Source organism: Amycolatopsis sp. NPDC003731, from assembly GCF_053586895.1.
Map to the genome: position 1 here is coordinate 1 of NZ_JBSFNC010000269.1, position 6,115 is coordinate 6,115.

Sequence of the window (6,115 nt, forward strand, 5' to 3'; positions counted from 1 at the left end):
GGCCCCATCCGCACCCGCGTCTTGATCCACGACGGCTTCTTCTCGATCGGCGTCTCACTGTTGCGAACCTCGAGACGCAGCAGCTTCCGGCCTTCGGGCTGGGCGCTCATCGCGCGAGGTCCGCGTACAGCGGGTGCTTCTCGGCCAGGGTTTCGACGCGGTCGCGCAGCTTGGCCCGCACGGCGTCGTCGAAGTCCGGCTTGAGCGCCTCGGCGATGACGTCGGCGACCTCGGTGAAGTCCTCGGCCCGGAAGCCGCGGGTGGCCAGCGCCGGGGTGCCGATCCGCAGGCCCGAGGTGATCATCGGCGGGCGCGGGTCGAACGGGACGGCGTTGCGGTTGACCGTGATGCCGACCTCGTGCAGGCGGTCCTCGGCCTGCTGTCCGTCCAGAGTGGACTGGACGAGGTCGACGAGCACCAGGTGGACGTCGGTGCCGCCGGTCAGCACCCGCACACCCGCCGAAGCGCAGTCGGCCTGCGACAGCCGCTCGGCGAGGATCCGCGAGCCTTCGAGGGTGCGCTCCTGACGCTCGCGGAACTCGTCGCTCGCGGCGATCTTCAGCGCGACGGCCTTGGCCGCGATGACGTGCTCGAGCGGGCCACCCTGCTGACCCGGGAACACCGCCGAGTTGATCTTCTTCGCCAGCTCTTCGCGGCACAGGATGAGGCCGCCGCGCGGGCCGCCGAGGGTCTTGTGCGTGGTCGTGGTGACGATGTCGGCGTGCGGCACCGGCGACGGGTGCAGCCCGGCCGCGACCAGCCCGGCGAAGTGCGCCATGTCGACCATGAGCTTGGCGCCGACCTGGTCCGCGATCCGGCGGAACTCGGCGAAGTCGAGCTGACGCGGGTAGGCGGACCAGCCGGCGATGATCAGCTTCGGCTGGTGTTCGACGGCCAGCCGCTCGATCTCGGCCAGGTCGACGATCCCGGTCTCCTTGTCGACGTGGTAGGCGACGACGTTGTAGAGCTTGCCCGAGAAGTTGATCTTCATCCCGTGCGTCAGGTGGCCGCCGTGCGCGAGGTCGAGGCCGAGGATCGTGTCGCCCGGCTTGAGCACGGCGAACATCGCGGCCGCGTTGGCCTGCGCGCCCGAGTGCGGCTGGACGTTGGCGTGCTCGGCGCCGAAGAGGGCCTTCGCGCGGTCGATGGCGAGCTGCTCGACGACGTCGACGTGCTCGCAGCCGCCGTAGTAGCGGCGGCCCGGGTAGCCCTCGGCGTACTTGTTGGTCAGCACCGAGCCCTGCGCTTCGAGCACGCCCACCGGGGCGAAGTTCTCGGAGGCGATCATCTCCAGGGTCGACTGCTGGCGGTTCAGCTCGTCCGCGACGGCCGCGGCGACCTCGGGGTCGACGTCGGCGAGGGGGGCGTCGAAAGTCGTCATCAGTTCTCCTGGGTGTGCGCGGCGTAGGCGGCGGCGTCGAGCAGGTCCGGCACGTCCCCGGTCAGACGCACCTTCAGGAGCCATCCTTCGGTGTACGGGTCGGAGTTGATGACCTCGGGGGTGTCCGATGTGGTGCCGTTCACCTCGACGACCTCGCCGGAGACCGGCGCGTACAGCTCGCTGACCGACTTGGTCGACTCGACCTCGCCGAACACCTCGCCGGCGGTGATCGCCGAGCCCGCGTCGGGCAGCTGGACGAACACGATGTCACCGAGCGACTCGGCGGCGAAGGCGGTGATGCCGACGGTGGCGACGCCGTCTTCGACCTTCAGCCACTCGTGTTCCTTGGTGTACTGCAGGTTCTCGGGGATGCTCACAGGGGAAGTCCTTACGCGCGGGAGTAGAAGGGCAGGGCGACGACCTCGACGGGCTCGATCCTGCCCCGGATGTCGACGGAGAGCTCGGTGCCGGGCTCGGCGTACGCCCGATCGACGTACGCCATGGCGATCGGGTAACCCAGCGTGGGCGACAGGGCGCCGCTGGTCACTTCCCCGATCCCGGTGCCGTCGGCCAGCACCTGGTAACCGTGCCGCGGGGCTCGGCGACCGGCGCCTTTCAGCCCCACCCGCACGCGCGGGACGTCCGCCTCGGACCGCTCTTCGAGGGCCGTGCGACCGACGAAGTCGCCCGGCTTCTCGAACTTGACGACCCGGCCGAGACCGGCCTCGAACGGGCTCTGCTCGACGGTGAGTTCGTTGCCGTACAACGGCATCCCGGCTTCCAGCCGCAGCGTGTCGCGGCAGGCGAGACCGGCCGGCACCAGGCCGTGCGGCTCCCCCGCCTCCATCAGCAGCCGCCACAGCGCCGGGGCTTCGTCGGCGTCAACGAACAGCTCGAAGCCGTCCTCGCCGGTGTAGCCGGTGCGGGCGAGCAGGACGTCGTGGCCCTTCACGCTCGCCGGGACGCTGGCGTAGTACTTCAGCGCGTCCAGGTCGGCGTCGGTCACCGCGCCCAGGATCTCGACGGCCTTCGGGCCCTGGACGGCGATCAGCGCGGTGGTCTCGGACTTGTCGGCCACGACGGCGTCGAAGCCCGCGACCCGCTCGGCCAGTGCGTCCGCCACGACCTGCGCGTTGCCCGCGTTCGCGACGACCAGGTAGTGCTCGTCGGCCAGCCGGTAGACGACCAGGTCGTCGAGGACGCCGCCCTCGGGGTTGCAGATCATCGTGTACCGCGCCCGGCCCGGCTTGACCCCGGTGAGGTTGCCGACCAGCGCGAAGTCCAGCACGTCGGCCGCCTGCTTGCCGGTGACGTGGATTTCGGCCATGTGCGAGAGGTCGAACAGCCCGGCGGCCTCGCGGACGGCCTTGTGCTCGGCCAGCTCGCTGGCGTAGCGGACCGGCATGGACCAGCCGGCGAAGTCGGTGAACAGCGCACCGAGTCCCTTGTGGACTCCGTGCAGGGAGGTTTCGCGTGACACGGGTTCAGCCTTCGTAAGCGTTGAGGGGCGGGCAGGAGCACACGAGGTTACGGTCGCCGCGGGCGCCGTCGATGCGACGCACCGGGGGCCAGTACTTGTTCTTGCGCGAAACACCCGCCGGGTACACGGCCAGCTCCCGGTTGTACGGCTTGTCCCACTCGCCGACCAGCGTCTCCGCGGTGTGCGGGGCGCCCCGCAGCGGCGATTCCTCCGCACTCCACTTGCCGTTGGCCACGTCGTCGATCTCGGCGCGGATGGCGATCATCGCGTCGCAGAACCGGTCGATCTCGCCCAGGTCCTCGGACTCGGTCGGCTCGACCATCAGCGTCCCCGCGACCGGGAACGACATGGTCGGCGCGTGGAAGCCGTAGTCGATGAGCCGCTTGGCGACGTCGTCGACCGTCACGCCGGTCTCCTTGGTGAGCTGGCGCAGGTCGAGGATGCACTCGTGCGCGACCAGGCCGTCCTGGCCCGTGTAGAGCACCGGGTAGTGCGGCGCCAGGCGCGAGGCGACGTAGTTCGCGGCCAGCACGGCGACCTCCGTGGCCGCGGTCAGGCCGGGCGCGCCCATCATCCGAACGTAGGCCCAGGAGATCGGCAAAATCGACGCCGAGCCGTAGGGCGCGCCGCTGATCGGGCCGACGCCGGTTTCCGGGCCGGCCGCCTCCAGCAGCGGGTGGTTCGGCAGGTACGGCGCGAGGTGCGCGCGCACCGCGACCGGGCCGACCCCCGGGCCGCCACCGCCGTGCGGGATGCAGAACGTCTTGTGCAGGTTGAGGTGCGAGACGTCGCCGCCGAACTCGCCCGGCTTGGCCAGGCCGAGCAGGGCGTTGAGGTTCGCGCCGTCGACGTACACCTGGCCGCCGCCGTCGTGGACGATCTTCGCCAGCTCGTCGATGTCGTGCTCGTACACGCCGTGCGTGGACGGGTAGGTGACCATGATCGCGGCGAGGGTGTCCCGGTGGGTGTCCACCTTGGACCGCAGGTCGGCCAGGTCGACGTTGCCCTCGTCGGTGCACTTCACGACGACCACGCGCATCCCGGCCAGCACCGCGGACGCGGCGTTGGTGCCGTGCGCGGACGACGGGATCAGGCAGACGTCCCGGGCCTCGTCGCCGTTGGCGCGGTGGTACGCGCGGATCGCCAGCAGCCCGGCGAGCTCGCCCTGGCTGCCCGCGTTCGGCTGCAGCGACACCTTGTCGTAGCCGGTGACCTCGGCCAGCCAGCCCGCCAGCTGCCCGACCAGCTCGTGGTACCCGGCGGCGTCTTCGGCCGGGGCGAACGGGTGGATGCCGGCGAACTCGCGCCAGCTGATCGGCTCCATCTCGGTGGTGGCGTTGAGCTTCATCGTGCAGGAGCCGAGCGGGATCATGCCGCGGTCGAGGGCGTAGTCCAGGTCGGACAGCTTGCGCAGGTAGCGCAGCATCGCCGTCTCGGAGCGGTGGGTGCCGAAGACCTCGTGGCCCATGAAGCCGCTCTCGCGGGCCAGTCCGTTCGGCAGCGCGACGCCGTCTTCCAGGTCCCCTTCGACACCGAACGCCTTCAGGACCTTCGCGGCGATGGCGGGGGTGCTGACCTCGTCGAACGCGACGCGGACGTGGTCGGCGTCGACGTGCCCGAGGTTGATCCCGGCCTCGCGGGCGGCCGCGTGGACCTCGGCGGCCTGTCCGGGAACGTGTGCGACGACCGTGTCGAAGAAGGACTCGTGCACGACGTCGACGCCGGTCTGGCGGAGGGTGTCGGCGAAGCCCGCGGCGAGGCCGTGGACGCGCTGGGCGATCTTCTTCAGGCCGTCCGGACCGTGGTAGACCGCGTACATCGCGGCCAGCACGGCGGGCAGCACCTGCGCGGTGCAGATGTTGGACGTCGCCTTCTCGCGGCGGATGTGCTGCTCACGCGTCTGCAGCGCGAGGCGGTAGGCGGAGTTGCCGTCGGCGTCGACCGAGACGCCGACCAGGCGTCCGGGCAGCGAGCGCTCGAGCCCGGCGCGGACGGACATGTACCCGGCGTGCGGGCCGCCGTAGCCGAGCGGGACGCCGAAGCGCTGCGTCGACCCGGCGGCGACGTCGGCGCCGAACTCGCCGGGCGAGGTGATCAGGGTGAGCGCGAGCAGGTCGGCGGCGACGGTGAACAGCGCGCCCGCGGCCTTCGCCGACTCCGAAATCGCGTGGTAGAAGCCGCGGCCGCGCAGCACGCCGGACGCGCCCGGGTACTGGACGACGACGCCGAAGAAGTCCTCGGGCAGGCCGGTCAGCAGGTCGCGGACCTCGACCTCGATGCCGAGGGCCTCGACGCGGGTCCGCACGACGGCGATGGTCTGCGGCAGGCACTCGGCGTCGAGGACGACCTTGTTCGACTTCGACTTCGACGCGCGGCGCATCAGCGTGACGGCCTCGGCGACGGCGGTCGACTCGTCCAGCAGCGAGGCGTTCGCGGTGGCCAGGCCGGTCAGGTCGGCGACCATGGTCTGGAAGTTGAGCAGCGCTTCGAGGCGGCCCTGCGAGATTTCCGGCTGGTAGGGCGTGTACGCGGTGTACCAGGCGGGGTTCTCGAGGACGTTCCGGCGGATCACGCCGGGGGTGACGGTGTCGGAGTAGCCGAGGCCGATCATCTGCGTCATCGGCCGGTTGCGCGCGGCGAGGGCGCGCAGCTCCGCGGTGGCGTCCTCTTCGGACGCGGCGGGCGGGAGCCGCAGGTCACGGGTGGCGCGGATGGCGCTCGGGACGGCGGCGCCGACGAGGGCGTCCAGGCTGCCGTAACCGCACTCGGCCAGCATCTTCGCGCGTTCGGCCTCGGACGGGCCGATGTGGCGGGCGTCGAACTGCGTGGAAGTGATCGGGAGCTCCTCGGGCCGGGCGCACACCGGTGCGCTGGGAACTCCCCCTCTGTCATGGCACCTGAGAGTTTCACCGCCTGTGCAGCGGCTTTCACCTTGGGTGAGGCGCGGGTGCGCCTGCTTTCCAGAGTGGCCTCGCGCGAAGCGGTAGCGGTTACCTGAGAGATTCCGGGGAGTTTGCTCCTTCGGTGCCCCACCGACTTCGTGAGGGCTCTCCCGCCTCGGCTCGACGGCCCGATCTGCAGTTGTGGCGGTAACGGTACCCGGCGCTTCCCGCAGGCGTCCACTTCACCCGGGCAACACCACATCAGTTCTCGATGGCCCACGAACGCACCCCCAGCAAGGTCGCGAAAGACACAAAATCCACCACCGACGTCCACAATAAATCATAAGACACCACCAAAAACTAAAAACACAC

The 6,115-nt window shown here is 70.5% G+C and carries 4 protein-coding genes, 1 pseudogene and 1 riboswitch; all 5 genes and pseudogenes read right to left on the minus strand.

The window, feature by feature from the left end:
* A pseudogene (locus tag ACWDN5_RS46025) lies at window positions 1-110 on the minus strand (lipoyl synthase); the annotation flags it as partial.
* The gene (gene glyA / locus ACWDN5_RS46030; RefSeq protein ID WP_310974569.1) at window positions 107-1,381 is read right to left on the minus strand and encodes a serine hydroxymethyltransferase; all 1,275 of its coding nucleotides are present in this window, start codon (window positions 1,379-1,381) and stop codon (window positions 107-109) included. The pseudogene ACWDN5_RS46025 and the gene glyA, both read right to left, overlap by 4 nt.
* Window positions 1,381-1,758 (minus strand): glycine cleavage system protein GcvH, encoded by a 378-nt coding sequence (gcvH, locus tag ACWDN5_RS46035; RefSeq protein WP_310974570.1) that lies wholly within the window; start codon window positions 1,756-1,758, stop codon window positions 1,381-1,383. Before gcvH ends, glyA begins: the two co-directional genes overlap by 1 nt.
* 11 nt (window positions 1,759-1,769) lie before the next feature.
* The gene (gene gcvT, locus ACWDN5_RS46040; RefSeq protein WP_449680711.1) at window positions 1,770-2,861 is read right to left on the minus strand and encodes a glycine cleavage system aminomethyltransferase GcvT; all 1,092 of its coding nucleotides are present in this window, start codon (window positions 2,859-2,861) and stop codon (window positions 1,770-1,772) included.
* A 4-nt stretch (window positions 2,862-2,865) separates the two neighbouring features.
* Window positions 2,866-5,697, minus strand: a complete 2,832-nt coding sequence (gene gcvP / locus ACWDN5_RS46045; RefSeq protein WP_310974765.1) for an aminomethyl-transferring glycine dehydrogenase — start codon at window positions 5,695-5,697, stop codon at window positions 2,866-2,868.
* 135 nt (window positions 5,698-5,832) lie between these two features.
* Window positions 5,833-5,926, minus strand: a riboswitch (glycine riboswitch).
* Window positions 5,927-6,115: the final 189 nt, after the last annotated feature.

Excerpts from the sequence above, each read along its gene's own strand:
- glyA (WP_310974569.1), bottom strand. The coding sequence starts at position 1,381 with ATGACGACTTTCGACGCCCCCCTCGCCGACGTCGACCCCGAGGTCGCC.